The organism is Pseudomonas sp. LBUM920 (assembly GCF_003852315.1).
GTDB lineage: Bacteria > Pseudomonadota > Gammaproteobacteria > Pseudomonadales > Pseudomonadaceae > Aquipseudomonas.
In genome coordinates, this window is the sequence record NZ_CP027762.1 from 1,648,568 (window position 1) to 1,671,164 (window position 22,597).

The 22,597-nt window shown below is 60.1% G+C and carries 23 protein-coding genes, 1 tRNA gene and 3 pseudogenes; 14 read left to right on the forward strand and 13 right to left on the reverse strand.

Annotated elements, in window-relative coordinates; all coding sequences use genetic code 11:
• Nucleotides 1-29 precede the first annotated feature (29 nt).
• A complete protein-coding gene (locus C4J83_RS07505; protein WP_119738961.1) occupies nucleotides 30-1,100 on the forward strand; it encodes an AI-2E family transporter in 1,071 nt (356 codons plus the stop codon).
• Between the two features lie 36 nt (nucleotides 1,101-1,136).
• On the opposite strand, the gene C4J83_RS07510 is transcribed toward C4J83_RS07505, so the two are convergent.
• Entirely contained in the window at nucleotides 1,137-1,610 is a 474-nt protein-coding gene (locus tag C4J83_RS07510) for a peroxiredoxin (protein WP_124416682.1), read from the reverse strand.
• A 14-nt stretch (nucleotides 1,611-1,624) separates the two neighbouring features.
• Nucleotides 1,625-2,185, reverse strand: coding sequence for a glycine cleavage system transcriptional repressor (locus C4J83_RS07515; RefSeq protein ID WP_003172487.1), 561 nt, complete (start codon nucleotides 2,183-2,185; stop codon nucleotides 1,625-1,627).
• 273 nt (nucleotides 2,186-2,458) lie between these two features.
• On the opposite strand from C4J83_RS07515, the gene dapA reads away from it, so the two are divergent.
• The 8 genes from dapA (at nucleotide 2,459) to C4J83_RS07560 (ending at nucleotide 8,248) form a co-directional block, all read left to right on the forward strand.
• Nucleotides 2,459-3,337: a 4-hydroxy-tetrahydrodipicolinate synthase gene (dapA, locus tag C4J83_RS07520; RefSeq protein ID WP_106577012.1), complete on the forward strand. Its 879-nt coding sequence runs from the start codon at nucleotides 2,459-2,461 to the stop codon at nucleotides 3,335-3,337.
• A 17-nt stretch (nucleotides 3,338-3,354) separates the two neighbouring features.
• Complete coding sequence (bamC, locus tag C4J83_RS07525) at nucleotides 3,355-4,470, forward strand: NlpB/DapX family lipoprotein (protein WP_119738966.1); 1,116 nt, start codon at nucleotides 3,355-3,357, stop codon at nucleotides 4,468-4,470.
• A 4-nt stretch (nucleotides 4,471-4,474) separates the two neighbouring features.
• Nucleotides 4,475-5,233 carry an MBL fold metallo-hydrolase gene (locus C4J83_RS07530; RefSeq protein WP_119738968.1) on the forward strand — a complete coding sequence of 253 codons (759 nt, stop codon included), beginning with the start codon at nucleotides 4,475-4,477 and terminating at the stop codon, nucleotides 5,231-5,233.
• A gap of 27 nt (nucleotides 5,234-5,260) precedes the next feature.
• Nucleotides 5,261-5,974, forward strand: a complete 714-nt coding sequence (gene purC / locus C4J83_RS07535; RefSeq protein WP_119738970.1) for a phosphoribosylaminoimidazolesuccinocarboxamide synthase — start codon at nucleotides 5,261-5,263, stop codon at nucleotides 5,972-5,974.
• Between the two features lie 83 nt (nucleotides 5,975-6,057).
• Nucleotides 6,058-6,147: transfer RNA gene (locus C4J83_RS07540), tRNA-Ser, on the forward strand.
• Between the two features lie 589 nt (nucleotides 6,148-6,736).
• Nucleotides 6,737-7,222: an Hcp family type VI secretion system effector gene (locus tag C4J83_RS07550; protein ID WP_124416683.1), complete on the forward strand. Its 486-nt coding sequence runs from the start codon at nucleotides 6,737-6,739 to the stop codon at nucleotides 7,220-7,222.
• A 98-nt stretch (nucleotides 7,223-7,320) separates the two neighbouring features.
• Nucleotides 7,321-7,950, forward strand: a complete 630-nt coding sequence (locus C4J83_RS07555) for a DUF4225 domain-containing protein (protein WP_256660651.1) — start codon at nucleotides 7,321-7,323, stop codon at nucleotides 7,948-7,950.
• The gene (locus C4J83_RS07560; protein WP_106577005.1) at nucleotides 7,940-8,248 is read left to right on the forward strand and encodes a hypothetical protein; all 309 of its coding nucleotides are present in this window, start codon (nucleotides 7,940-7,942) and stop codon (nucleotides 8,246-8,248) included. Before C4J83_RS07555 ends, C4J83_RS07560 begins: the two co-directional genes overlap by 11 nt.
• A 287-nt stretch (nucleotides 8,249-8,535) precedes the next feature.
• On the opposite strand, the gene C4J83_RS07565 is transcribed toward C4J83_RS07560, so the two are convergent.
• The gene (locus C4J83_RS07565; protein WP_124416684.1) at nucleotides 8,536-9,762 is read right to left on the reverse strand and encodes an MFS transporter; all 1,227 of its coding nucleotides are present in this window, start codon (nucleotides 9,760-9,762) and stop codon (nucleotides 8,536-8,538) included.
• Between the two features lie 274 nt (nucleotides 9,763-10,036).
• Here C4J83_RS07565 and C4J83_RS07570 point away from each other — a divergent pair, with 274 nt between their 5' ends.
• Nucleotides 10,037-10,291 (forward strand): hypothetical protein, encoded by a 255-nt coding sequence (locus C4J83_RS07570; RefSeq protein WP_124416685.1) that lies wholly within the window; start codon nucleotides 10,037-10,039, stop codon nucleotides 10,289-10,291.
• Nucleotides 10,292-10,384: 93 nt separating this feature from the next.
• Here C4J83_RS07570 and C4J83_RS07575 read toward each other — a convergent pair.
• Nucleotides 10,385-10,579 (reverse strand): annotated as a pseudogene (locus C4J83_RS07575) (methyl-accepting chemotaxis protein); the annotation flags it as partial.
• A gap of 23 nt (nucleotides 10,580-10,602) precedes the next feature.
• On the opposite strand from C4J83_RS07575, the pseudogene C4J83_RS07580 reads away from it, so the two are divergent.
• The 3 genes and pseudogenes from C4J83_RS07580 to C4J83_RS30655 all read left to right on the forward strand — a co-directional run.
• Nucleotides 10,603-11,436 (forward strand): annotated as a pseudogene (locus C4J83_RS07580) (hydantoinase/carbamoylase family amidase); the annotation flags it as partial.
• 87 nt (nucleotides 11,437-11,523) lie between these two features.
• A pseudogene (locus C4J83_RS07585) lies at nucleotides 11,524-12,545 on the forward strand (histone deacetylase family protein).
• Between the two features lie 74 nt (nucleotides 12,546-12,619).
• Nucleotides 12,620-12,751, forward strand: a complete 132-nt coding sequence (locus tag C4J83_RS30655) for a hypothetical protein (RefSeq protein ID WP_256586935.1) — start codon at nucleotides 12,620-12,622, stop codon at nucleotides 12,749-12,751.
• A gap of 28 nt (nucleotides 12,752-12,779) precedes the next feature.
• On the opposite strand, the gene C4J83_RS07590 is transcribed toward C4J83_RS30655, so the two are convergent.
• From C4J83_RS07590 to C4J83_RS07620, 7 genes are all read right to left on the reverse strand, one after another.
• Nucleotides 12,780-13,673, reverse strand: a complete 894-nt coding sequence (locus C4J83_RS07590) for an SMP-30/gluconolactonase/LRE family protein (RefSeq protein ID WP_164487911.1) — start codon at nucleotides 13,671-13,673, stop codon at nucleotides 12,780-12,782.
• A 98-nt stretch (nucleotides 13,674-13,771) separates the two neighbouring features.
• Nucleotides 13,772-15,706, reverse strand: a complete 1,935-nt coding sequence (locus C4J83_RS07595; protein WP_119739106.1) for a response regulator — start codon at nucleotides 15,704-15,706, stop codon at nucleotides 13,772-13,774.
• Nucleotides 15,696-16,559 carry a sensor histidine kinase gene (locus tag C4J83_RS07600; protein WP_119739108.1) on the reverse strand — a complete coding sequence of 288 codons (864 nt, stop codon included), beginning with the start codon at nucleotides 16,557-16,559 and terminating at the stop codon, nucleotides 15,696-15,698. The genes C4J83_RS07595 and C4J83_RS07600 overlap by 11 nt, the downstream gene beginning before the upstream one ends.
• On the reverse strand, nucleotides 16,552-17,559 hold the full coding sequence (locus tag C4J83_RS07605; protein WP_119739110.1) for an ATP-binding protein: 1,008 nt from the start codon (nucleotides 17,557-17,559) through the stop codon (nucleotides 16,552-16,554). Before C4J83_RS07605 ends, C4J83_RS07600 begins: the two co-directional genes overlap by 8 nt.
• A complete protein-coding gene (locus C4J83_RS07610; RefSeq protein ID WP_106576991.1) occupies nucleotides 17,550-17,954 on the reverse strand; it encodes an ATP-binding protein in 405 nt (134 codons plus the stop codon). The genes C4J83_RS07605 and C4J83_RS07610 overlap by 10 nt, the downstream gene beginning before the upstream one ends.
• On the reverse strand, nucleotides 17,951-18,313 hold the full coding sequence (locus tag C4J83_RS07615) for an STAS domain-containing protein (protein ID WP_106576990.1): 363 nt from the start codon (nucleotides 18,311-18,313) through the stop codon (nucleotides 17,951-17,953). Before C4J83_RS07615 ends, C4J83_RS07610 begins: the two co-directional genes overlap by 4 nt.
• A gap of 2 nt (nucleotides 18,314-18,315) precedes the next feature.
• On the reverse strand, nucleotides 18,316-19,167 hold the full coding sequence (locus C4J83_RS07620; RefSeq protein ID WP_119739112.1) for an STAS domain-containing protein: 852 nt from the start codon (nucleotides 19,165-19,167) through the stop codon (nucleotides 18,316-18,318).
• 404 nt (nucleotides 19,168-19,571) lie between these two features.
• Here C4J83_RS07620 and C4J83_RS07625 point away from each other — a divergent pair, with 404 nt between their 5' ends.
• Nucleotides 19,572-20,474, forward strand: a complete 903-nt coding sequence (locus tag C4J83_RS07625) for a LysR family transcriptional regulator (protein WP_106577295.1) — start codon at nucleotides 19,572-19,574, stop codon at nucleotides 20,472-20,474.
• Here the strand turns inward: C4J83_RS07625 and C4J83_RS07630 are convergent.
• Both C4J83_RS07630 and C4J83_RS07635 read right to left on the reverse strand, forming a co-directional pair.
• Entirely contained in the window at nucleotides 20,466-21,224 is a 759-nt protein-coding gene (locus C4J83_RS07630; RefSeq protein WP_124418841.1) for a substrate-binding domain-containing protein, read from the reverse strand. The two genes, C4J83_RS07625 and C4J83_RS07630, sit on opposite strands and share 9 nt — an antisense overlap.
• Complete coding sequence (locus C4J83_RS07635) at nucleotides 21,224-22,528, reverse strand: MFS transporter (protein WP_106576988.1); 1,305 nt, start codon at nucleotides 22,526-22,528, stop codon at nucleotides 21,224-21,226. The genes C4J83_RS07630 and C4J83_RS07635 overlap by 1 nt, the downstream gene beginning before the upstream one ends.
• Nucleotides 22,529-22,597 lie beyond the last annotated feature (69 nt).

Here is a 22,597-nt window from a genome sequence, read left to right on the forward strand (position 1 = left end):
CGTTCGCCCCTACCGCCCGAGGTTGATTGATGTTCAAAGTGTTACGAGACTGGATTCAGCGCTACTTCTCCGATGAGGAAGCCGTGGTGCTGGCGGTCCTGCTGTTCCTGGCTTTTACCGCCGTACTCACCTTGGGCGGCATGTTGGCACCGGTGCTGGCGGGGATGGTGTTGGCGTACCTGATGCAAGGCCTGGTCACCACGCTGGAGCGTATGCGTTTGCCGGGCGGGGTCGCGGTAGGGTTGGTGTTTGCGTTGTTCATGGGGTTGTTGGTGGTGTTCATCGTGGTGGTGCTGCCGTTACTGTGGCATCAGCTGATTACGTTATTCAACGAGTTGCCGGGCATGCTCGCCAAGTGGCAATCGCTGTTGCTGCTGTTGCCTGAACGCTATCCGCACCTGGTGTCTGACGAGCAGGTGCTGCAGGCCATCGAAGTGGCGCGCGGCGAGATCGGAAAGTTCGGGCAATGGGCGCTGACCTTTTCCCTGTCCAGTCTGCCGTTGCTGGTCAACATCATGATCTACCTGGTGTTGGTGCCAATCCTGGTGTTCTTCTTTCTCAAGGACCGCGCGATGATTGGCCGCTGGGTAAGTGGTTACTTGCCACGTGAGCGAGCGCTGATTACCCGAGTGGCGGAGGAAATGAACCGGCAGATTGCCAACTACATCCGCGGCAAGGTCATTGAGATCGTCATCTGCGGGGGCGTCACCTACATCGCTTTCGTCGCGCTCGGCCTGAACTACGCGGCATTGCTGGCGTTGCTGGTGGGGGTGTCGGTGGTGGTGCCCTACGTCGGCGCGGTGGTGGTAACGGTGCCGGTGATGTTGATCGCGCTGTTCCAGTGGGGCTGGAGTGATCAGTTCATCTACCTGATGGCGGTGTACGGCATTATCCAGACCCTGGACGGAAACGTACTGGTGCCGCTGTTGTTCTCGGAGGCCGTCAATCTGCACCCGGTGGCGATCATCTGTGCGGTGTTGTTGTTTGGCGGGCTGTGGGGGTTTTGGGGCGTGTTCTTTGCGATTCCCCTGGCGACACTGTTCAAGGCCGTACTGGATGCGTGGCCGCGGCAAGAACCGGTGGTGGCGCCTTTGTTGTAATGATGGGGGCGAACACCCGGTGTTCGCCCCAACCATTCAAGCCTTGCTCAGCGCCTGCGCCGCCGCCAAGACAGCGTCCACATGCCCTGGCACTTTCACGCCACGCCATTCCTGACGCAGCACGCCGTCCTTGTCGATCAAGAAGGTGCTGCGATCAACGCCCAGGTATTCCTTGCCGTAAAGCTTCTTCAGTTTGATCACATCAAACAGCTGGCAAACCGCTTCGTCCTTGTCGCTGATCAGCTCGAAGGGGAATTCCTGCTTGGCCTTGAAGTTTTCGTGGGACTTCACGCTATCGCGCGACACGCCAAACACCTCGGTGTTGGCGGTTTTGAACGCTGCGTACTGGTCCCGAAAGCCCTGGCCTTCGGTGGTGCAGCCCGGCGTGCTGTCTTTCGGATAGAAGTAGATCACCACTTGCTTGCCCTTGAGGGCTGCGAGGCTGAAGGTCTGGCCGCTGGTGGCCTGGGCTTCGAAATCGGCCACGGGTTTATCGATGACTACCGGCATGGATAGAGACTTCCTTACATTGGGTTCTGTGGGCGCCATGGCTCGATCAAGGCGTCGAGGTTAAGGGCATCGGCGAAATCCAGGAACTGGTCACGCAACCAACTGATCTGCACGCCCGCCGGCAAGGTCACGGTAAACGTGGCGTTGAGCATGGTGCCGCCGGTCTGTGGCGCTTGGTAGGTGTCGCAGGTCAGGTTCTCGAGCTCGACGTTGTGGTCGATAAAGAACTGGCACAGCTCATTGACGATGTCCGAACGGTAAGCCGAGCTGACGTATGCCACGTAAGGCAGGGCCTGCGGGCGGTTTTCCAGTGCAGCGCTGCGCACTACGTTGACGGTGAAATCATGCTTCTTGGCCAGGCCCGGCAGGCCGGTTTCCAGGCGGGCCAAGGCGTCCCAGGTGCCGGAAATCTGCAGCACCAGCGCGCTGCACTCGCCATGGCGCGTGAGGCGCGAGGTTACGACGGCGCAGCGGTTTTCATGGCTGGCGCGGCACAGGACGTTGGTCAGCTCCATGGGGTTGGCGCCGAGGGCACTGATAACAAGGAATTGTTCGCGAACTGTGGGGGTGGACATGCAGCCTTCCTAAAACGATGAGCGGTCGATACGGTCAGGGCTGTATCGATCAAAGGATGAAGGGTAGCGAAAACCGCCGCCAAGGGATAGGAGGTGGCGTTTTCATTGCGTGATCGGTCTGATTTCAGCGTGCTTCAAGGCACGCTTTGACCCAATGATGGCATTGCCCATCGTTTAGTTGCCCCAGAACGCATCCTCAGGCGGTACTTCGCTTGTACAAGCATCTTGGCGCCAGTACCATTACGGCTCTCTTTTTCCGGCAGGAGCGGTTGCATGATTGCGGGCAGTATGGTGGCACTGGTCACACCCATGGATGCACAAGGTCATCTCGACTGGGATAGCCTGGGCAAACTGGTGGACTTCCACCTGCAAGAGGGCACCAACGCCATTGTGGCGGTCGGCACCACAGGTGAGTCGGCCACACTGGATGTGGAAGAACACATCCAGGTGATCGAATTCGTGGTCAAGCGCGTTGCGGGCCGTATCGCCGTGATCGCCGGTACGGGCGCCAACTCGACGCGTGAAGCGATCGAGCTGACCAAAAACGCCAAGAAAGCCGGCGCCGATGCCTGCCTGCTGGTGACCCCGTACTACAACAAGCCGACCCAGGAAGGCCTGTACCAGCACTTTCGCACCATTGCCGAAGCCGTTGATATCCCGCAGATCCTCTACAACGTACCCGGCCGCACTGCCTGCGACATGAAGGCCGAGACCGTGATTCGCCTGTCCACCGTGCCGAACATCATTGGTATCAAAGAAGCCACCGGTGACCTGCAGCGCGCCAAGGACATTCTGGCCGGCGTGAGCAGCGACTTCCTGGTGTATTCCGGTGACGACGCCACGGCTGTCGAGCTGATCCTGCTGGGTGGCAAGGGCAACATCTCGGTGACCGCCAACGTCGCCCCGCGCGCCATGAGCGAACTGTGCGCCGCCGCCATCGCCGGTGATGCCGTGACCGCCCGCGCGATCCACGAGAAGCTGATGCCGCTCAACAAGACACTGTTTATTGAATCCAACCCTATTCCCGTGAAATGGGCGCTGTTTGAGATGGGCTTGATGCCGGACGGTATCCGTCTGCCGCTCACCCGGCTCAGCGAAGCCTGTCACGAACCGCTGCGACAGGCCCTGCGCCAGTCCGGCGTCCTGGTTTAATTGAGGAAGCACTACGCATGAAGCGATTGGCCGGACTTTCCGCACTTGCCTTGATTATCTCCAGCACCAGTGGCTGCGGTTGGATTTGGGGCCCGGATGGTTACTTCCGTGACCGCGGCAGCGATTACCTGGAAGCACAAGCAACCAAACCGATGCAACTGCCGCCGGACGTCAACGTCGCCAAGCGCCTTGACCCGTTGCTGCCTATTCCGCGCAACGTTGCCGACGACACCACCAAGGGTGAATACGTGGTGCCACGTCCACAGCCGATCTCGGCCGTGGCTGATGCCAGCGACTACAGCCTGCAGAAGAGCGGCGACAACCGCTGGATTATCGCCCAGCGCCCACCTGCCGAAGTCTGGCCAGTGGCGGTGCAGTTTTTCCAGGACAACGGTTTTCGCATTGACCAGCAACGCCCGCAGACCGGTGAATTCACCACTGCCTGGCAGCGCAGCAGCGAACTGTCCGCCAACATGGCCCAGCGCCTGCAGGCCGGCGGTGTAGCCGCTGACAGCGAAGCCCGTGTGCGTGTGCGCATCGAGCCGGGCGTGCAGCGCAATACCAGTGAAGTCTACGTGGTCAGCGCCGAGCGTCCCGTCGGCAGCACCGCCGCTGTCGATTTCACCCCGCGTTCGGTCAACATGGGCGTGGACGCCGCGCTGGTCGACGAGATGCTGGCCAGCATGAGCCGTATCTCCGAGAAGGGCGGTTCGGTGTCGCTTCTCGCTGCGCGTGATTACGACACGCCGAACCGCGTCAGCCTCACCGAGGACGGCAGCGGTAACGTGGTACTGAACCTGGGTGAAGACCTCGACCGTGCCTGGGCCAGTGTTGGCCGCGCGTTGGAGAAAGGCCCATGGCGCGTTGAAGACATCAACCGCAGCCTGGGTCTGTACTACATCAACGTGGCTGAAAAAGCCGAGAAGAAAGACGACGAGCCAGGTTTCTTCGGCAAACTGTTCGGCAGCAAGCCGACCAAGGAAGAGGTCGAAACCCGCGCCGAGCGCTACCAGATTCGTTTGAGCAAAGTGGGCGAAAGCGTGCAAGTCACCGTCGAGAAAAACATCAACACCGTTGCGCCAGCTGAAACAGCGCGCAAAGTGTTGGGCGTGATTCAGGACAACCTGGGCTGATCCAATGCGTTTTGCCGTTCTCGGCAGCGGTAGCCAAGGGAACGGCACGCTGGTCGCCCACGACGACACGTACGTGCTGGTGGATTGTGGTTTCTCGTTAAAAGAAACCGAGCGGCGCCTGCTGCGCCTGGGGGTTCACCCCGCACAGCTGAGCGCGATTCTAGTGACCCACGAACATGCCGACCACGTGCATGGCGTGGGTTTGCTGTCTCGGCGCTACAATCTTCCGGTGTACCTGAGTCGCGGCACACAGCGCGGGATGCGCAAACCCATAGAACCTGCAGGTTTCCTGGCTGGCGGCGAGCAGCTGCAGATTGGTGCGTTGAGCATCGATGTGATTGCCGTTGCGCATGATGCCCAGGAGCCCACGCAGTATGTATTCAGCGACGGAGAGCGACGTTTTGGCGTGCTCACCGACCTGGGTTCCTACTGTTCCAAGGTGCTGGACGGATACCGCAACCTCGATGCATTGATGATCGAGTCCAACCACTGTCGAGACTTGCTGGCGCGCGGTCATTATCCGTACTTCCTCAAGCAACGGGTGGGCGGCGAGCTGGGACATTTGAATAACCACCAGGCGGCGTACCTGGTGTATGAGTTGGGCTGGCAAGACCTTCAGCACTTGGTCCTGGCCCACCTGAGCAGCAAGAACAACCTGCCGCAGCTGGCCCGGCAATGTTTTGTCGACACCCTCGGGTGCGACCCGGACTGGCTGCAACTGGCCGATCAAGATTCAGGGCTCGACTGGCGACACATCGCCTAGCCCACCATTTAGCAAGCGGAGCCCATCATGGAAAAACGTGAAGAACTCTACCGCGGCAAAGCCAAGTCGGTGTACAAGACCGACGACGCCAACCGCCTGATCCTGCTGTTTCGCAACGACACCTCGGCGTTCGACGGCAAGCGCATCGAACAGCTCGACCGCAAAGGCATGGTGAACAACAAGTTCAACGCCTTCATCATGCAGAAACTCGAAGCGGCGGGCGTCCCGACCCAATTCGACAAACTGCTGGGCGACAACGAGTGCCTGGTCAAGAAGCTCGACATGATCCCGGTTGAATGCGTTGTGCGTAACTACGCCGCCGGCAGCCTGGTCAAGCGTCTGGGCGTGGAAGAGGGCCTCAAGCTCAACCCTTACACGTTTGAGCTGTTCCTGAAGGACGACGCCAAGGGCGACCCGTTCATCAACGAATCCCACGTCGTGGCATTCGGTTGGGGCACCGCTGAGCAACTGGCACGCATGAAGGAGTTGTCCCTCAAGGTCAACGAGGTGCTGAGCAAGCTGTTCGACGACGCTGGCCTGCTGCTGGTCGACTTCAAGCTGGAATTCGGCGTATTCCACGACGGCTCCATCGTCCTGGGCGATGAATTCAGCCCGGACGGCTGCCGCCTGTGGGACAAAGACACCAAGAAGAAGATGGACAAAGACCGCTTCCGCCAGGGCCTCGGTGACGTTATCGAAGCCTACGAAGAAGTCGCCAATCGTCTCGGCGTACCGCTTTAATCGACGCAAGCATCTGATAGCACGGAAAAAAATCGCATTTGGGGTTTGCTTCCGCGAAACACACTGTTATGATGCGCGCCGTTGGAGAGATGCCAGAGTGGCCGAATGGGACGGATTCGAAATCCGTTGTACCTTCACCGGTACCTAGGGTTCGAATCCCTATCTCTCCGCCATTACATAGAAAAAGCCCCGTAGCTGAATAAGCTACGGGGCTTTTTTGCGTTGGCTTATAAATCGGCGGCAGGCTCAATCGCTCAGTTGCTTTCCGATAAACCTGATCACGATCTGGTTTATCAAAGGCCGCCCCAGCGACGGTGATTTTCTGATCAGTCACCTGAAAAAATAGCCTGGCTGCTACATCGCTTGAGCTGTAGCCATCAGGCATTCCATGCAGGCGGTTAGCGTCAATCCGGAGATCTTCAGTACTTATACCCATTCCTCCGTGAGCGACTGACGAACGGTATCGCCAAGTTTTGCTATCCCTTCAATGGCTTAATCTTCCTCGGACATCAGAACACCTGGGACAACTGCCACCCAATCCTGTTTGAAAGCAGAGATTAGTAACTTCTTCATAACGTGTTGTTACATCGTGAAAAGGCTTACTCCCGACCTACCGATGCGCTCAACGCCATTTATGACGACGACAGTGCGCTGAAATCAGAAGTCTCAGATTTTCCTGAGAACCGGACGCGTCCTACACGTGCATCCTTGATCGCTGTAATAGTCTACTCAGCCGATTGATTGAGTATGAGAAGGTTACCCATGGCGAACACTGGTTATATGTCGATCACCGGCAAGGTTCAAGGATTGATTTCAGCGGGTTGTTCAAGTCAGGAATCGATAGGTAATAAGTGTCAGTCGGGCCATTTAGATGAAATCATGGTGCTCTCATACAGCCATAACATGGCGAATATTGGCAACGTGAACAAGCCGACGCATCGCCCAATTGTGCTCACAAAAAATGTTGATAAATCGTCACCCTTACTCGCTCAAGCGCTTTCAAGTAGAGAGGAAATTGAATGTACGATTAACTTTTATCGAATATCTTCCTTTGGACAGCAGCAAAAGTTTTACTCAATCTCCATTGAAGGCGGTGTTATCACAGACCTGACGCTGGATATGCCGCATGTCATTTTACAAAACGATGCCGAACCACAGGAACATCTAGCGATTCGTTATCGGAGCATCACGTGGGCTCACCACCTTGCTGGCACAACAGGCTATAGCGCTTGGGGAGGCGATGAGTGAAACCCTTGACGGACAGAGTGGATGGCGACAGGTTCGGTAGTTGCGATTTTTGGCAGGTCAGTCGTGCTGGGAGCATTCTGGCTAACCAGGCGTGTACCGTGAGCGCACGACATATCAAAGATGGAGTTCTGCGACTGCAGTTCAACCGTGAGGTAGCGTTCTTCGCGAGAAGCATCGTCCGCGATGTGGAGCAGGGTAAAAAGTCCTCAGTGCAGGGTATGAGGGAGCTGGAAAGCGAACAAAAAAGCCTGCTTGTGCAAGCACGGGATGTCGCACAAAAAGGTGTCGGGGTGATTGCCGGTGCACTGCAGTTCGCGACAGGGGCAGGCATTTGCTACGCGTCCTTCGGTACGCTATGCCTGGTCGCTGGAGCGCCGCTGATCGCGCACGGAGCCAACAACGTCTATGAGGGGGGACGAAATTTGTGGGAGGGCCGCTCGGACACTCAAGGGCCGTTACGCAAGGGATACCATGAAGTTGCCAAAGCAATGGGCGGTGGCGAGTTTGAAGGAAATATGGCGTACGGAGGTGCAGATTTATTGATGTCAGCATATGGTGCAGGTCGATTGGTGTTGAAGCCTGACTCCTGGCGTCTGTTTCGTTATGTTCGAGCCGATTACCAGCGTGGATACGTCGACGCAAGTAAAGCCGCCTTGGTACTCGATGCTGCAGCTGATATAAGCACCATAAATGTCTTATATAAAGAGTATAAAGAAAATGGGCGCTGACCAGATTCTTGTCACTGCCATTTATTTTTTTATTTCTCTTTTAGGATTTTTATTTTGGCGTTCAATCAGTAAGCATTATTCTGGTGATAATTTTACTGTTAAGTGGTTTTGGATATGCCTTGTTGGTGTTTTACTGTGGGCGGCGGCTCAGTCTAGTGTGGCGCACCACGGCTCGTTATTGTTTTTTTCTCCACCCTTGGAATTTCTGGAGCATAACGATTGGGTTCGATGGATTGCTTTTATTAGTTGGCTTCTTCAGGGAGTATGTATTCCTAGCAAAACCATGCGCAACCCTTAGGTTGCATGCGTTCTGATCCAGCTTGCCTGAACGACTGAGAAGGATTCGAGCCTATTGCCCGCAGCTATTCGCATCGAAACAACCCTTGCCAACAAGACACGGACAACATCCACTCACCGGTGATCATGCACCTCGCTTAATTGAACGAGAGCACCCAGGCGTTAGTGGAAGCTGTGTTGGAGCGCAATTCCCCGACAGGTACACCCACCCAATAATCCGCTACCTCAGAAACTAAAAAAGCCTGCTGAGCTCAACGCCCAGCAGGCCTTTCAGTCATTCCTCCCTGGTCAGCCGGGCTGCGCCACCAAGCTATTGCTCACATTGCGCCCCAGCACCAATACCGTCACAAACCCACAGCCGACCAACGCCGTCGCCAAACTCAACAACATCGCGCTGCCCATCTGATCGACGATCCGTCCGCCAAAGAACGAGCCCAAGGCAATGATCACTTGGAACAAGGCAACAAACAGTGGCATGCCGCGTTCGACATCCTTGGGCGCTACTACAAACATCCAGATACTGGCGCAAGCCGGGAAGGCGCCGAAGGCGAAGCCCCACAGCCCGATCAACATCGCGGCGCCGGTCATGCCGGTGGCGAAGTAGGGGAACAGCGCGGTGCTGGTGCCGATCATCAGCGCGACCAGCAGCAAGGTGTAACGGACGCTGCGGTTGGCGGCGAAACCGGCAAAGACATTGCCCATCACGCCGGCCACACCGTAAAGCAGCAGCAGTGAGCCAATCGTTGGGCCGTCGAAGCCGGAGCTGTTTTTGAAGAAGGGCGCGACATAGGTGTAGGCCGCAAAGTGCGCCAGCCCGATCAGCAAGACGGCGATCAACCCGACCCGTGCTTGTGGGTTGATGAACAAGGCCGGCAGGTCGCGGACCTGAATGGCTTTTTCCGGGATAAGGCGTGGCAGCAGGAGGACTTGCGCCAGCAGCACCGGCACGCCCACCAGCGCGGTCACCAGAAAGGTCATGCGCCAGCCCATCAGGCCACTGAGCCAGGTGCCAACAGGCACGCCAAGCACGGTGGCCAGCGTCACTCCCATCATGATGATCGACGTGGCCTTCGCTACGCCCACACCCTTGGGTGCCAAGCGCCCGCTGAGGGCGATTGCTGTCGCCCAGAAGCCGCCGATGCTGATGCCCAGCAGTACGCGGCCGAACAACAACACGCTGAAATCGCTGGCGTAGGCCACCACCGAGTTGGCGATGATCATGATCAGCGTCAGGCCGATCAGCAGGTAACGACGGTCCATGGCGCCAATGCTGACAGACAGCAACGGCGCGGCCAGGGCGGCCATGATGCCGGGCAGGGTCACCATCAGGCCGGCGTGGCCGGCGCTGATGCCGAGGTCGCTGGCAACGTCGTTGAGTACGCCCACCGGCAGAAACTCACTGGTCACCAAGGCGAAGGCGCCCACGGCGACCGAGAGAATCGCCAGCCACTGCTGTTTGACGCTCTGTTGATTATGTTCGGGAAGGCCGCTGGGAGCCGGGCTGGCGCTTGGCATGGTATTGGGTTCCATAGGGACATGTCGCCTGAAGCAGGCGAGGGGAAGGGAGAGTGGGGGCGATTATAGGAAGCGGGTTGGGCAATCACACAGGCGAGCGTTTCGATAATAACCATCAGTGCAATCGATTAGACGCCTTACATCACGCTTGCGCCTTTCGTACCGGTTTCCCAAACGTTGCCTACAGGCAGCGCGTTGCGACCTGTTCTGCAACTCACTATCGTGGTCCAGCGATTTTCAGATAGGAAATTCCACACAGCAAAGGAGTTGCATCATGAGCAAAAACACCAAGAAAACCTCCGGCAAGATGGCCACTTTGGCGGCGGAAACCCTCAATAATCCAAACGCTTCGGCCCTTGCCAAAAGCCTTGCCGCTTCGGCGTTGGCCCAGAGCGGTACAGACAAGCAGACGGGCGCCGAGATGGAAGAGAAAGCAGCGAAGGCGCTTCAGAGCGATAAATACAGCGACCAGACCAAATCCCTCGCTGCCTCGGTCCTCTCCCAGGCCAATAGAGAACGCGGACGCTGAGTTAACAACGCCGCCAAGGCACAAGCCCTGTAGCTGAACACGCTACGGGGCTTTTTCGTTTCCGATGTTTTGTTCCAGCAGCTTGCGGCGGGCTTAAACCACGAACTTCGCAATCATTGTGTTCAGGTCAACCGCCAGGCGCGAAAGCTCCTGACTGGCGGCGGTGGTCTGGTTGGCCCCGGCGGCCGTCTGGGCCGACAGATCACGGATATTCGTCAGGTTGCGATCCACCTCCCGGGCCACTTGCGCCTGCTCTTCGGAAGCGCTGGCGATGATCAGGTTGCCTTCGGTGATGCGGGTGATTGCATGGCCCGGCCATGCTCGGCTCGGCCGTGTTCACCGCCAGCCTGGCACTCGACCAGGCGCTGGCCACCACCGATGCCGCCGGCATCAGCGTGGTCGAGGCTTTGCGCAGCACCGGCTACAACGGCGAACGGGCCCTGGGTGGCGCGGTGGACGCGTATTTTGAAGCCCATATCGAGCAGGGCCCGATCCTGGAGGACAACGCCAAGAGCATTGGCGTGGTGACCGGTGGCCAGGCGATCCGCTGGCTCGACGTGCGGGTCCAAGGCGTGGCCGCGCATGCCGGCACCACGCCGATGCCCCTGCGCAAGGACGCGCTGTATGGCGCGGCAAAAATGATCCAGGCGCTGGAAAACCTCGCCGCCGATTTCGCTCCCGAAGGCCTGACCACGGTCGGCGAGTTAAGCATCAGCAAGTCGTCGCGCAACACCATTCCCGGCTTGTTGACCTTCACTGTCGACCTGCGTCATCACCGCGACGCCGACATTGAAGCCATGGAGCAACAGGTGCGCGCGCGCCTGCACGCCATCGCCCAGAAGCGCGGCCTGACGGTCAACATCAGTGCGCACTGGATCAGCCCGGCAACGCCGTTCGATGCCGATTGTGTGGCGTGCGTGCAGTCGTCGGTGGATGCCTTGGGCTACAGCCAGCAACGCATTGTCAGCGGCGCCGGCCACGATGCCATTCACCTGGCACGGTACTGCCCGACGGCGATGATTTTTATCCCGTGTGTCGGTGGACTCAGCCATAACGAAGCTGAAGACGTGCTGCCCGAGGATGTGCGCCAAGGCACCGATGTGCTGCTTAACGCCGTGTTGCAGCGCGCAGGCCAAGCTGATTAACGACTCAACGCTAACGCCTGACCAGATTCGACTGCAGGCGCCGGCACGCCAGCGCCTGCAGGTTGGGGGTTTATACAGGAGCATCTCATGCGTACGTTTTTCCACCCCGAACAACTGTTGCATCACCCGCGCAGCTACTACTCCCGCGGTCAGATGCGCACGCCCCAGGAGGTCCCCGAGCGCGCGCGCAACTTGCTGTTGGCCGCACAGACCTTGGGCTTCGATATCCAGCCGCCTGCTGACTACGGCCTTGAACCATTGCTGGGCGTGCACGGCGCGCTTTACCTGACGTTTTTGCGGGAAGCGCATTCGCGCTGGAAGGAGATCCCCGAGGACTGGGGCGACGAAGTCATGTCGAATATCTTCGTGCGCGAACCCAACGCCCTGCGCGGCATCCTCGCTCAGGCTGCGCGTTACCTGGCGGATGGCAGTTGCCCGGTCGGCGAGTTGACGTGGCGTTCGGCGTACTGGTCGGCGCAAAGTGCCGTCGCCGCTGCCAAGCATATCCTTGACGGCGCGCCGGCGGCCTATGCGCTGTGTCGCCCGCCGGGCCACCATGCTCGTTACGATGCGGCGGGTGGTTTCTGCTACATCAACAATGCGGCGGTGGCCGCTCAGGTTCTGCGCGAAGGCTTTGCGCGCGTGGCCGTGCTGGACACCGACATGCACCACGGCCAAGGCATCCAGGAGATTTTCTACGACCGTGACGACGTGCTGTATGTGTCGATCCACGGCGACCCGACCAACTTCTACCGGGCGTCGCAGGCTTTGCCGACGAGCGCGGCGTGGCTGGCGGTGCAGGCTTTAACCTCAACCTGCCCATGGCCCATGGCGCCAGCGAAGCGGTGTTCTTCGAAAAGCTGGCGCTGGCCTTGGCGGCGGTCAAGGCGTTCTCGGCGGATGTGCTGGTGTTGTCCTTGGGGTTCGATATCTACGAACTCGACCCACAAAGCAAAGTGGCGGTGACGCGTGAAGGGTTTGCGCGCTTGGGCGAATGCGTCCGGCAGTTGGGCTTACCCTGCGTGATTGTGCAGGAGGGTGGCTATCACCTGGAAACACTGGACAGCAATGCGCAGGCGTTTTTCAGCGGCGCCAAGGCGTGGGTGTAATGCGCAGGCGATAACTTCCGTGGATGCGTGATATCTTTGTGCCATCACACATCGTGATCGTCACGGAGGGTCGTATGAAAAAGCTTTCGTTGGTTGGGTTGCTGGTGGTCTTGATGGTTACCCCGATGTTCGCGGCGGCGTGCCCCAAGGGCACGCATCCGGTGGGCGGCACAGGCTCGCACCACAAAGGCGGCACTTGCCAGTAGCCGCTGTTCGGTCTGTCTCGGGGCGGCGTCAGGGCTTGTGGCCGTTGCCGGCCGCCGCCAGCGCGTTGTTCACCAGTTTGAGTACCCGATTGCGTCCACCTTCGGCCACCAGGTAAGTGCCGTCTGCGGTTCGCACAATCGATTGCGGCGCCTTCAAAAACGACAGAATCGTCTGCTGACGCCCCTGTTTGTCGATCAGCAACAAGCGTGCGCGGTGGGTGGAATCTTCATTGACCCACAGGCCCCGCTCATCGCACATCAAAAAGGTCGGTTGGTTAAGTTTGGCCAGTACCACCGGGTCACTGCCGTCGGCGGTCAGTTCGCGCACCATGCCTTCTTTCTTTTTGGTGTAGAGCATGCGGCCATCCGTGCAGCGGATAATCGACTCCGCCTGGTCCAGGCCCTCGCGTATTACGCTTACGCTCTGGTCGCTCCAGCGATAGCGCAGCAGGCGCCCTGCATGGCTGCGGTCTTCGATGGCATAGAGGTAGTCGCCGTCATCCCACAGGCCCTGCACGTTTTCGCCGTTGAACAATTCGGTGACCGCGCCGTCCTTGAGAAAGCTGACGGGGGCGTTGCCGGTTTCCTGGCTGAACACCCAGCCGCCTCGCGTGGCCAACATTCCGTCGGGTTTGGACAGGTTGCCCAGCACGACGTCGCGCGTTCCATCCAGCCGGATGTGCACGATACTGCCCAGCCCGTCCTTGAGTTCCTGGGTGACCATCAACGAGCCGTCAGCCATGGGCATCAACGACGCGGCCTTGGCCACATCGGTGTGCAAAACCTGGTAACTCCACGAATCGGCGGCGCGCACCGGGTAAAAACTTTGCCAGGCAAAAAAGCCCAGGGTGGCGGTGCACAGCAGGCCGAGCGCCCACGATGCGAGGCGCAGGGGCCGATAGTTCTTGTTGGATTGAGTCATTGTTCGGTGCCGGTAGCCGCTTGCAAGGCCGGTCACGGTACCAAGCCTGTCACCGCACGGCATCCTGCAATTTAGCCGGGGCGGCCTGCGTGTCCCCCTTACTCGGTGCCTGGCAGGCCATCCAGCCCGCGTCGGATCTTCTCCAGCAACTCGTCGATATGGAACGGTTTGGAGATCAGGTCCATGCCTTCCCCCAGGAAGCTTTGGCGATTCGCTGCGTTTTCCGCATAACCGGTCATGAACAGAATCGGCAACGTAGGACGCAGGCCACGGGCGACATCGGCCAATTCCCGCCCGGTCATGTAAGGCAGGCCGACATCGGTAAGCAACAGGTCGATGCTGGTGTCCTGGTTCAGGGTGGCGATCGCCTCATCACCGTCGGCCGCCAGGCTGCAGCGGTAACCGGCGTCGACCAGCACCTCGGCGACGAAGCTGCGCACCGAGGGCATGTCTTCGACGATCAGCACGTGTTCGCCGCTGCTGAGCCCGGGCGCCGCAACGGGCTTGGTGGTTGCGCTGGCCGGGCCCGAGGCAGCGGGCAGCATGATGGTGACCTCGGTGCCCTGGCGGGTGACGCTGCGGATCTGTGCGTCGCCGCCGGACTGGCGTGCAAAGCCGTAGATGGTCGACAGCCCCAGCCCGGTGCCCTGGCCCAGCGGTTTGGTGGTGAAGAAAGGGTCGAACACTTTGTCGATCACACTGTGTTCGATGCCCACGCCGTTATCGCGCACGGAGAGCGCGATGTAGGCGCCGTTTTCCAGTTTCAGGTTGCCGTTGGAGTAAGCAGGGTAGGTGGTCACCCAGATATTGCCGCCCTTGGGCAGCGCATCGCGGGCATTGATGACCAGGTTCAGCACTGCGCTTTCCAGTTGGATCGGATCGACCAGCGCCACGGCCGGGTGGGTCGTCAGCTCGAGTTTGAGCGCGATGTGTTCACCGATCGTGCGCACCAGCAGCTCTTCCAGTGAGCGGATGTGCGCGTTGATATCCACCGGGCGCGTGTCCAGAGGCTGCTGGCGGGCAAACGCGAGCAGGCGGTTGGTCAGGCCGGCGGCGCTCAGGGCCGAGCTCAATGCGGCGTCGGCATAAGCCTTGACCTTCTCGGTATGCTGAGTGTCGAGGCGTTTTTTGATCAGCTCAAGGCTGGTGATGATCCCGGTCAGCAGGTTGTTGAAGTCGTGGGCGATGCCGCCGGTGAGTTTGCCCAGCGCGTCCATCTTCTGTGCCTGCAACAACTGCGCCTCGGTGCGCGCCAGCTGCGTGGTGGCGTTGGTCAGCTCGGCCAGCTGATGGCGCTCGCGATGGCGATGCTCGGTGATGTCTTCGACAAACACCAGGCTCAGTTCGGCCCGGCGATAGGGCGAGATTTGCCACTCGGTTTCGCGCACTTGGCCATCGACTTGCATTTGCAAGGTGCCTTTCCAGCGCTCGCCCGCGGCGAGACGCAGGCGCAGCTCCTGAATGACGGCCTGCTGATCGCTGGCGAAGCATTCGAGCAAGGCGTCAGGGTTCAGGTTGTCCTGGATCAGTTGGGCGAACGCGTGGTTGCATTCATGCACCTTCAACTGCGGGTCCATGACGGCGATCGGCGCGCTGATGTTGAAAAATATTTCGCGAAAGCGCGCCTCGCTCTCGCGCAAGGCGTATTCGGTATCACGCACGCGCAGCAACGTGCGCAGGGTTGCCAGCAGCACGTCCGGGTCCACCGGGTGGATCAGGTAGGCATCGGCGCCGGCGTCCAAGCCGGTGATGATGTCGCCCGTCTCGATGGACGCAGCCGAGACGTGCACCACCGGTAGCAGAGCGGTCACCGGGTCGGCGCGCAGCGCGCGCACGATGTCGAAGCCACTCATGTCCGGCAGATTGACGTCGAGGATGAGCCCGTCGATCTTTTTGCTCGCGATCAGGTCCAGGCCCTCTTGGCCGGTGCCGGCTTCGAGCACGTGGTAGTGATGGCTTTCCAGGCGTCGGCGCAGGGCATAGCGGGTGGCGGCGTTGTCGTCGACGATCAGCAGCTGGATGTCACGATTCATCAGCAGGCCCGCCCGCGATAGACAGAGGAATGATCACAAAGAACATCGACCCGACGCCTGGGGCGCTTTGCACCCCGACACTGCCACCGAGCAACTCGGCAAAGCGCTTGCACAGCGAGAGCCCCAGGCCGGTGCCGCGCAGGCGTTTTTGCAGCGGTGAGTCGATCTGGGAAAAGTCTTCGAACAGGTTGTTGTGCAGCTCGGCAGGAATGCCCAGGCCAGTGTCCTGTACCGCAAAGCGGATCTCGTGCGCACTTTCCATGCGGGCCGACACGCGCACCTCACCTTGCAAGGTGAACTTCAGGGCATTGGAGATAAAGTTGCGCAGGATCTGCGCCAGCTTCTTGTCATCGGTGTAGAGCTTGGGCAAGCCTGCGGGCTCTTCAAAGATGAGGTCCACCGACGAGGCGTCGACAATCGGGCGGAACATCCCGCGCAATGCCGAGAACAGGTCGAACATGTCAAACCAGGCAGGCGAGATGGTGATGCGCCCGGCCTCGATCTTGGCCAGGTCCAGCAGGTCGTCCACCATCTCGCGCAGCTCGCGCGCCGAGCTGCGGATGAAGCCTACCTGGGTCTGCTGCTCGGGGCTCAAGGGGCCGTCGAGTTCATCGGCAAGCAAGCTGGTGATGCTCAGGATCGAGCCCAGGGGCGTGCGGAATTCATGACTCATGTACGACAGGAAGCGGCTTTTCAGGTCTGATGCCTGACGCAACTGATCGGCCTGCATATCCAGTTCGGCATACAGTGCCAGCACACCTTGGTTGGTCTCATCCAACTCGGTACGCAAGGCGTCGGCTTCCTGGTGCAGGCGCTGCACTTGCTCAGTGAGCGAAGCAATGGTGTCAGCCATCAATGGCCTCCAGGGCAATCACGAAGACGGTAACGTCATCCCGGCCGCGACAGAAGTCACGGTGAAGGATGGCGGCGATCAGGGCGGGGTGGCGGTGGCAAAGCCCGGGATAGTCCGCAAGGTTCCAGCGTGACTGCAGCCCGTCGCTGTAAAGGATCAGCAGTTGGCCGCTGACCTGAGCGTAGTCGAAGGGTTGCGCCTTGCGAAACTGCACGCCGACGATGCCCGGGTGGGACGCCAGCCCGCGCGATTTGCCGAAGGCAATCAGGCTGGCGCCGATGTTGCCCACGCCGGTGAAACGCAGCCGGTCAGCCACGGCGTCGTATTGCGCCACGGCCACTGCGCCGCCCCGGGTGCCGTTCATGCCGATATGCATGTCGTTGAGCAGCGTGGCCGAGTCCTGGAAGGGGTCTTGGGCAAACACCTCTTCGCCCGCGCGCGCTGCCCGTTCGGCTTCGCTGCCATGGCCCAGGCCGTCGGCAACCATCACGCTGAACCGGCCCGCTTCGATTGCCAGGTGCCAGGCGTCGCCACAGGCCGGATCGTCGTGCAAGGAATGCTGGCTGACGCCATAGCGGATATCCCGCGTGTTCGACGTGCGTGGGTAGAGCCGCGCCAACATCGCCGTGCCCCGATGATCGGCATGCACATCAAAGACCTGGGCCACACGCGATATGGCGCCCATGCCGATGCCTTGCGTGCCGCCCGTGGAGAACCCATCCACCAGGCAGCTTTCCAGATCGAAGCCCTGACCACGGTCGACGGCAATCATTTCTACGCCCTGATTGCCCGTGGCGCGCAGGTGCAGCTCGCCATGGGCGGCATGCTTGAGGATATTGCTGGCAAGTTCGGTCGCCACCAGGGCCACGCGCCCGGCGTCGGTTTCATCAAAACCCAGCAGCTCGGCAAGCTGCTGGGCGCTGCGCCGGGCATAGCCGATTTGGCTGACATCTTCGATCAAAAGCACTTGGGTCAAGGCGCTGGGAATATTCAGGTCCATCGGGTGATCGTCACGCGTGTGCCCTCGCCGGGTGCGGTTTCCAGTTCAAACTCGTCCACCAGGCGCCTGGCGCCGGTCAGGCCCAGGCCCAGGCCGCTGCCGGAGGTCCAGCCGTCGGTCAGGGCCAGCTTGAGGTCGGGAATGCCGGGGCCTTCATCGCGAAAGGTCAGGCGCAGGCCGGGGCGATGGTCTCTTTCGACGACGCTCCAATCCATGTACCCGCCGCCGCCGTAGACCACGGTGTTGCGCGCCAGCTCACTGACGGCCGTGACCAGCTTGGTCAGGTCGATCAGGCGCATGCCGCAGTCCTGTGCCAGCCTGCGTACTAATTGTCTGGCCAGCACAACGTCCTGTTCGATCAGCACGGGATGCGTGCCGCTGCTGGCTTGGCTCATAAGTGTTCTACCCGGTCACGCAGCAGTTTCATGCCGCGCTCGACGTTCAGTGCGGTCGCCACGCCGGGCAGGGTCATGCCCAGTTCCACCAGGGTAATGGCCACCGCCGGTTGCATGCCCACCAGCACGGTCTGCGCGTCCATGATGCGCGACAGGCCGGAAATGGTGCCGATCATGCGCCCGATGAACGAGTCGACCATGTCCAGCGCCGAAATGTCGATCAGCACGCCGCGCGCCGACGTGCGGCTGATGCGCTCGGACAGGTCGTCCTGCAGCGTCATGGCCAACTGGTCGTGCATGTCGACCTGAATGGTCACGAGCAAAAATTCGCCCATCTGCAAAATAGGGATGCGTTCCATGCTTAGACAGCCTTGCTGATGGTGACGCCCAGGCGTTTGAGGGCCAGCGCCAGGGCATCCGCCAAGTTGGCTTTGGTCACCACGCCTTGCAGGTCAAGGCCCAGGTGCACGATGGTCTGGGCAATTTGTGGGCGTACGCCGCTGATGATGCAATCGGCACCCATCAGGCGGATGGCGGTGACGGTTTTCAGCAAGTGTTGGGCCACCAGGGTGTCGACGGTCGGCACGCCGGTGATGTCGATAATGGCGATTTCCGAGCCGGTGTCGACGATGCGTTGCAGCAGGGACTCCATGACCACCTGGGTGCGTTGCGAGTCCAGGGTGCCAATCATCGGCAGGGCCAGCACGCCGTCCCACAGCTTCACTACGGGGGTGGACAACTCCAGCAATTCTTCCTGCTGGCGTTTGATGACCGACTCACGGGACTTCTGGAAGGTGCGGATGGTGTGCATGCCCAGCGAGTCGAGCAGTTCGGACACTTCCCACAGTTGCTCGGCCAGTTGCGCCGGTTGTTCGGCGTACTCACGTTGCAGCAGGCTGAACACTGGGCCTTTAAGGGCGAAAATGAAGCTGGCAGTCTGTTGCGAGTCTTGGCCGATCAAGGCACGGCTGTGCGACAGCTTTTCCAGGAAGACACGGGTTTCGGCCCAGTTTTCATGGCTTACCTGCTGTGAGCCGCCCTGCAGAAGCGCGTCGATCAGCAAATTAAGGAAGTCGCCCGCTTGCTGTTTGACGTCATCACCCTTGACGTTTCGTGTGGCTCCCGAAGCCTCGAGGCTCGTAATCCATTCGGTCAGCAGGGCAGGGCGTTGGGTTTGCAGCGCCTGGATTGTATGAGCTTGAAGAGTTGCCACGAGAGTCTCCTTGAACGGCTTTAGTTGTTGCGGTGCAATTTATACTAAGTTAGGTTTTTTTGAATTGTTTCGTGGAATTTTCGTGTTCAAATCCGGCCGTATTGCTCACTTTCGTCTCTGCTACTCAAGCCGATCAGCGGCGTCAACGCTGCCCTCGCTTGAAGACTGCCTGTATCGACACCCGCTTCACTGGATTTATCCACCGTAAATGCGATGAAGCGCGAAGATGGCAGGGTACGCCGCTAAGGTTGCAGGTAGTCGCGGTGCGGGCGCACCTGACGCGCTGATAGCGCCGGCTTCATCGTTGTCGCCGGGTTATCAATCCAAACCCGTGCAGGCACACATGGCGCGCCACCACTGCCCATACGATAATGCCCCCCAAATCGACCACCCTGGCCCATCCCGTGATCATCAACTTCGACCTCAACGACCTCCAGGCTTTTCGCGCCGTGGTAGACAAGGGCAGTTTTCGCGGCGCCGCCGAAGCCATCCGCATCTCGCAGCCGGCGCTGAGCCGGCGCATCGAAAAGCTCGAGTCCGCCCTCGAGGTGAAGTTGTTCGAACGCACCACGCGGCGGGTCAGCCTGACCATGGTCGGTCGGGCATTCTTGCCGCAAGTGGAGCGCATGCTCGACGACCTCGATGTCGCCTTGATGGGCATCAGTAACGTGGCGTCCACGCGCATGGGCAACGTGACCATTGCCTGCGTGCCGTCCACCGCTTACTACTTCATGCCCCACGTGATCTCCGAATTCCACAAGCTGTACCCCAAGATTCGCCTGCGCGTACTGGACGCCAGCGCCGGCGAGGTGTGCAACGCGGTAGAAAGTGGCGAGGCGGATTTTGGCGTGAGTTTCAGTGGCAGCCTGGCCGACGAAGTGGAATTTGAACTGTTATTGCAGGAGCGCTACGTCCTGGCCTGTCGGCGTGATCATCCGTTGGCCGAGCGCGAGAGCGTGACCTGGGCCGAGGCCTACGAGCACGATTACATCACCGTGGACAAAACCTCGGGCAACCGCTTCCTGCTGGACCAGGCGCTGCGTGGGGTGCGGGTGAAAAAACCGAGTATTTGCGAGACCCACCACGTGACCACGATGATCGGGTTGGTGGAGGCAGGGCTGGGCGTGGCGATGGTGCCGTCGATTGCGATGCCGGCGGGCACGCACCCGATTCTGGTAAGCGTGCCGCTGGTAGAACCGCAGGTGATGCGCAATGTGGGCTTGATCAAGCGCCGCGGGCGGACGTTGCCGCCGGCGGCGCTGGAATTGGAACGGTTGGTGCGGGAGATGCCGTTTCGGTCAGTGTGATACCGAGTCCAACCCGGTGGATTGCACCAGCGGCTGCGCCTCGGGCGAGGCCAGGTACTGCAACAGTGCCTTGGCCTGCGCCGGATGTTGGGCGTTGACCGGAATGCCCGCCGCAAAGCGCGTCACCGATTGCACGTCTTCCGGGATCTTGCCGACGTAAGTCACGCCCGGCACCGGCAGCAATTCCGCCACCTGCTGCAGGCCCACCTCGTATTCACCCTTGGCGACCACCGAAGCCACCGGGATGCGCTCGATCATCTTGCCCTTGGCGGGCATGCCGAGCTTTTTGAACAGCTCCTTCTCGACATACACACCGCTGGCGCTGTCCGAATACGCCACGGACTTGGCCTGGCTCAGCACCGCTTTCAACTCGGCATCGGTGCCAATCGCCGGCTTCGCGGCGCCTTGCCTGACCACCAGGCCGATGCGCGAATCGGCCAGCTCCACCCGCGACGCCTTGTCGACCTTGCCCTGCTTGATCAAGTCATCCAGGGCATAGCCCACCATGATCACCACGTCGGCGTGTTCGCCACGGGCCAGGCGGTTGGGAATCGCTTCCGGCGCCTTGCCCATGGACGGGCCGAGAATGGTGTCGAGGGTGTCACCGCTTTGCTGGGCGTACTGCGGGCCCAGCAGTTTATAGGCGGCGGTGAAGCCACCGGAGGTCATCACCTTGAGTTCTTCGGCCTGGGCCGTCAGCGCCAAAGCGCCGAAGGCCAGGGCGGTCAGGGTTTTGCACAGCGGCTTGATCATGCGGCCCCCTGCATCACCTGCCCGCGGGTATTGGCGCGGCGGTACAACGCGAGGGTCGAGCACAGCGCGCACAACGCGGCAAACATCATCCAGTAGGCCGGCGAGGCCTTGTCTTCGGTGATGTGAATGAACCAGGTGGAGATCGCCGGCGTGAAACCGCCAAAGATCGCTGTCGCCAGGCTATAGGCCAGCGAGAAGCCCGCCACGCGCACTTCCACCGGCATGATTTCGGTCAGCGCCGGGATCATCGCGCCGTTGTACATGCCGTACAGGAACGAGAACCACAGCAGGGTTTCCAGCATGTGGCCAAAACTTGGTGCGTTGACCACAAACGACAGTGCCGGGTAAGCGGTGATCACGGTCAGCACGGTCATCGCCACCAGCACCGGCTTGCGGCCGAAACGGTCACTCAGGGTGCCGCCGATCGGCAGCCAGACAAAGTTCGACACGGCCACCAGCAAGGTCACCAGCAGGGCGTCGGAGGTGCTCAGTTGCAGCACGGTCTTGCCGAAGGTCGGGGCGTACACGGTAATCAGGTAGAACGCGGTGGTGGTCATGGCCACCATCAGCATGCCGCCGATCACCACGGTCCAGTTCTTCACCAGGGTCGCCAGCACTTCGCGCATGGTCGGGCGATGCTTGCGGTTGGCGAACTCTTCGGTTTCCTGCAGGTTACGACGCAGCAAAAAGATGAACGGGATAATCACGCAGCCGATGGCAAACGGAATACGCCAGCCCCAATCGGCAACCACGGCCGGTTGCATCCACACGTTCAGGCCGTAACCCAATGCGGCGGCGACCACGATGGAAATCTGTTGGCTGCCCGACTGCCAGCTGGTGTAGAACCCTTTGCGGCCCGGGGTGGCCATTTCGGAAAGGTAAACCGACACGCCGCCCAGCTCCGCACCGGCAGAGAAGCCTTGCAGCAAGCGACCCAACAGCACCAGCAACGGCGCCCACAGGCCGATGGTTTGGTAACCCGGCACCAACACGATCAACAGCGTACCGCTGGCCATGATCGACAGGGTCACGATCAACCCTTTGCGGCGACCGACGTCATCGATATAGGCACCCAGAATGATCGCGCCCAACGGTCGCATCAGGAAGCCCGCGCCGAAAACGGCGAAGGTCATCATTAATGACGCAAACTCATTAGCGGCGGGGAAGAACGCGGCGGCGATGTAGGTGGCGTAGAAGCCGAACAGAAAGAAGTCGAACTGTTCGAGGAAGTTGCCCGAAGTAACGCGGAATACCGCACCAACTTTCGAGCGGGCAGAGTCGGGCCGGGAAGGGCTAGTCATGGTTTTGTGTCTCCAGCGTTCTTTTTAAAGTGCTTGTTTCGCTTAAGACCGCGGATAGTGGCTGACACA

Bases quoted from the DNA above. Each gene is read 5' to 3' on its own strand.
- C4J83_RS07595 (WP_119739106.1), bottom strand. From the start codon at position 15,706: ATGAATCGTGACATCCAGCTGCTGATCGTCGACGACAACGCCGCCACC.
- C4J83_RS07510 (WP_124416682.1), bottom strand. From the start codon at position 1,610: ATGCCGGTAGTCATCGATAAACCCGTGGCCGATTTCGAAGCCCAGGCC.
- C4J83_RS07560 (WP_106577005.1), top strand. From the start codon at position 7,940: ATGGGCGCTGACCAGATTCTTGTCACTGCCATTTATTTTTTTATTTCT.
- purC (WP_119738970.1), top strand. From the start codon at position 5,261: ATGGAAAAACGTGAAGAACTCTACCGCGGCAAAGCCAAGTCGGTGTAC.
- C4J83_RS07550 (WP_124416683.1), top strand. From the start codon at position 6,737: ATGGCGAACACTGGTTATATGTCGATCACCGGCAAGGTTCAAGGATTG.
- C4J83_RS07515 (WP_003172487.1), bottom strand. From the start codon at position 2,185: ATGTCCACCCCCACAGTTCGCGAACAATTCCTTGTTATCAGTGCCCTC.
- C4J83_RS07610 (WP_106576991.1), bottom strand. From the start codon at position 17,954: ATGAGCCAAGCCAGCAGCGGCACGCATCCCGTGCTGATCGAACAGGAC.
- C4J83_RS07635 (WP_106576988.1), bottom strand. From the start codon at position 22,528: ATGACTAGCCCTTCCCGGCCCGACTCTGCCCGCTCGAAAGTTGGTGCG.
- C4J83_RS07530 (WP_119738968.1), top strand. From the start codon at position 4,475: ATGCGTTTTGCCGTTCTCGGCAGCGGTAGCCAAGGGAACGGCACGCTG.
- C4J83_RS07505 (WP_119738961.1), top strand. From the start codon at position 30: ATGTTCAAAGTGTTACGAGACTGGATTCAGCGCTACTTCTCCGATGAG.
- dapA (WP_106577012.1), top strand. From the start codon at position 2,459: ATGATTGCGGGCAGTATGGTGGCACTGGTCACACCCATGGATGCACAA.
- bamC (WP_119738966.1), top strand. From the start codon at position 3,355: ATGAAGCGATTGGCCGGACTTTCCGCACTTGCCTTGATTATCTCCAGC.
- C4J83_RS07600 (WP_119739108.1), bottom strand. From the start codon at position 16,559: ATGGCTGACACCATTGCTTCGCTCACTGAGCAAGTGCAGCGCCTGCAC.
- C4J83_RS07565 (WP_124416684.1), bottom strand. From the start codon at position 9,762: ATGCCAAGCGCCAGCCCGGCTCCCAGCGGCCTTCCCGAACATAATCAA.
- C4J83_RS30655 (WP_256586935.1), top strand. From the start codon at position 12,620: ATGAAAAAGCTTTCGTTGGTTGGGTTGCTGGTGGTCTTGATGGTTACC.
- C4J83_RS07570 (WP_124416685.1), top strand. From the start codon at position 10,037: ATGAGCAAAAACACCAAGAAAACCTCCGGCAAGATGGCCACTTTGGCG.
- C4J83_RS07605 (WP_119739110.1), bottom strand. From the start codon at position 17,559: ATGGACCTGAATATTCCCAGCGCCTTGACCCAAGTGCTTTTGATCGAA.
- C4J83_RS07615 (WP_106576990.1), bottom strand. From the start codon at position 18,313: ATGGAACGCATCCCTATTTTGCAGATGGGCGAATTTTTGCTCGTGACC.
- C4J83_RS07590 (WP_164487911.1), bottom strand. From the start codon at position 13,673: ATGACTCAATCCAACAAGAACTATCGGCCCCTGCGCCTCGCATCGTGG.